At 55.3% G+C, this 2,269-nt stretch carries 4 protein-coding genes; all 4 read left to right on the forward strand.

The features are described from left to right. Nucleotides 1-855, forward strand: an 855-nt coding sequence (locus tag ACOSYY_RS17315; RefSeq protein WP_421664071.1) for an alpha/beta hydrolase, incomplete at its 5' end; no start/stop codon positions are given. A 44-nt stretch (nt 856-899) separates the two neighbouring features. Continuing rightward, nucleotides 900-1,418 carry a DUF4142 domain-containing protein gene (locus ACOSYY_RS17320; protein ID WP_421664072.1) on the forward strand — a complete coding sequence of 173 codons (519 nt, stop codon included), beginning with the start codon at nt 900-902 and terminating at the stop codon, nt 1,416-1,418. 41 nt (nt 1,419-1,459) lie between these two features. Beyond that, nucleotides 1,460-1,705 carry a DUF2630 family protein gene (locus ACOSYY_RS17325; protein ID WP_421664073.1) on the forward strand — a complete coding sequence of 82 codons (246 nt, stop codon included), beginning with the start codon at nt 1,460-1,462 and terminating at the stop codon, nt 1,703-1,705. A 65-nt stretch (nt 1,706-1,770) separates the two neighbouring features. Continuing rightward, a complete protein-coding gene (locus ACOSYY_RS17330; protein ID WP_421664074.1) occupies nt 1,771-2,220 on the forward strand; it encodes an SRPBCC family protein in 450 nt (149 codons plus the stop codon). Nucleotides 2,221-2,269: the final 49 nt, after the last annotated feature.

Consider the following 2,269-nt stretch of genomic DNA (forward strand, 5'->3'; position numbering starts at 1 on the left):
GGAAAGACGGAGAACCGAACGATTCCCGGTGCGGGGGGTGATATCCCGATCCGCATCTATACTCCTCAAGGCCATGGTCCGTTTCCTGTGATCGTGTATTTTCACGGAGGAGGGTGGGTGATTGCGACGATCGATACATACGATTCGTCGGCCAGGGCGCTCGCGAAAGCTGCCGATGCCATCGTGGTGTCCGTGGAATACCGTAAAGCTCCGGAGCACAAATTTCCCGCGGCCCATGAGGATGCCTATGCCGCCTATCAGTGGGTATTGCGCAACGCCGATGGCTTCGGTGGAGACCCTTCAATGGTTGCCGTGGCCGGTGAGAGCGCCGGGGGCAATTTGGCGGCGGCCGTGTGCCTGATGGCGCGGGCGCGCGGGGAACTGTTGCCCGTCCATCAGGCGCTCATTTACCCAGTGGCGGGATATGATTTCAGCACCCCTTCTTATCGCGAAAATGCTCAAGCCAAACCGTTGGACAAGTCGATGATGATGTGGTTCTTCGAGAAGTATTTGAAAGAGCCGGCGGACGGGAAAAACCCTTGGATCGATCTGGTGAACACTCCCAACGTAAGCGGACTTCCACCCGCCACGATCATTACGGCGGAAATCGATCCCCTGCGATCTGAGGGGAAACGCTATGCCGAACGCCTCCTTGAAGCAGGTGTTCCGGTGGCGTACCGAAATTTCAAGGGGGTGACACACGAGTTTTTCGGGATGGGAGCGGTGGTGAGCGACGCGAGAAGAGCCGTTCGACTGGTTGCGAATGGTATGAACGGGTCATTCGATGATCCCGTCTTTTCCCGCTATGACGAGCGCTCAGGACGAAGCGCACAAATAGAACCGTTGCAGGACTAGGTCGCTTGAATACATGCGGGTATGTAACGGCAAAGGAACATGTTATGTCGAGATTTCTCTCATTATGCCTGGCGGTGGTTGGCGTTGTGGGGTGGTTTTCGTCTGTGTCGGCCCAGACGGCTAAAGCCGACGCGCAGTCATTTCTCGAGAAAGCGGCTGAAGGACAGCAGATCGAAATATCGTTGGGTCAACTTGCCGCTCAACGCGCGGTGAACCGACGAGTGAAGGACTTCGGGGAAGAAATGGTCGAAGACCACAAGAAGGGGAGTCAGCAAGTCGAGCAATTGGCCATGAAGTGCGGTGTGCAACTTTCTCCCGGAGTCAGTGAGGAGCATAAGCGGAAGGTGAACAAGCTCTCCCTTCTGTCCGGCCATGCCTTCGACCGCGCCTACATCGACTACATTTTAGAAGACCACGAAACTACGGTCGATGAGTTCCAGCAGCGCGCGAAAACCATACAGGATGTAGGCATCAAGCAATGGATCGACTCGACCTTGCCTACATTACAAACCCATCGGGAAAAGGCTCATAAAGTGAAATACTCGCTGCAGACAAATCCATGATTATGGCGCAGGACGGGGATGAAACCCCAGCCGGGTGACGAATGGACGAGAAGACCACCGATCAGTCGGTACTCCAGCGAATCAATGAACTGGTCGGACACGAGCATCAGATGCTGGCTCGCGAATCCCTGAGTGAGGAAGACCAGGGCCGGTTACGGGCTCTGCAAGTCGAACTGGATCAATGCTGGGATCTCCTTCGTCAACGACGCGCGCTGCGGACCGTCGGACAGGATGCCGACAAGGCGCAGGTCAGACCGCCGGAGATCGTCGAAAAGTACGAACAATGAAACAAGCGATCGAAAACCTATCGGTGTCCGTCAAAACCATTAACACACCAAACAAGGAGGCAGATATGTCCGTGATAGAGAAATCCATCGAGCTGAACGTTCCCGTGAACACAGCATATAATCAATGGACGCAATTCGAAGAATTCCCCCGGTTCATGGAAGGCGTGGAGCAAGTGCGGCAGATCGACGACAAACATCTGCATTGGAAGGTGAGTATCGCGGGAAAACAGGAGGAATGGGACGCGGAAATCACGGAACAGGTTCCCGATCAGCGGATCGCCTGGAGGAGCCAGCGAGGCGCTCGGAACAGCGGCATGCTGACGTTTGCGTCACTCGCAAACAACAAGTCTAAAATCAACCTTCGTGTGGAGTACGAGCCCCAAGGGGCTATCGAAAAAACAGGCGATGCCGTCGGTGTGGTCTCCCAACGCGTGGAAGGGGATCTGAAGCGATTCAAGGAATTCATCGAGTCGCGCGGCCAAGAAACCGGCGCCTGGCGAGGAAAGGTTTCCTGACGGAATGTGCGAGAGTTCGAGGAAATTGTGGTTGGATGGTTTCGTGAAC

This window comes from Nitrospira sp. BLG_2, from assembly GCF_049222245.1.

Excerpts from the sequence above, each read along its gene's own strand:
- ACOSYY_RS17320 (WP_421664072.1), top strand. The coding sequence starts at position 900 with ATGTCGAGATTTCTCTCATTATGCCTGGCGGTGGTTGGCGTTGTGGGG.
- ACOSYY_RS17330 (WP_421664074.1), top strand. The coding sequence starts at position 1,771 with ATGTCCGTGATAGAGAAATCCATCGAGCTGAACGTTCCCGTGAACACA.
- ACOSYY_RS17325 (WP_421664073.1), top strand. The coding sequence starts at position 1,460 with ATGGACGAGAAGACCACCGATCAGTCGGTACTCCAGCGAATCAATGAA.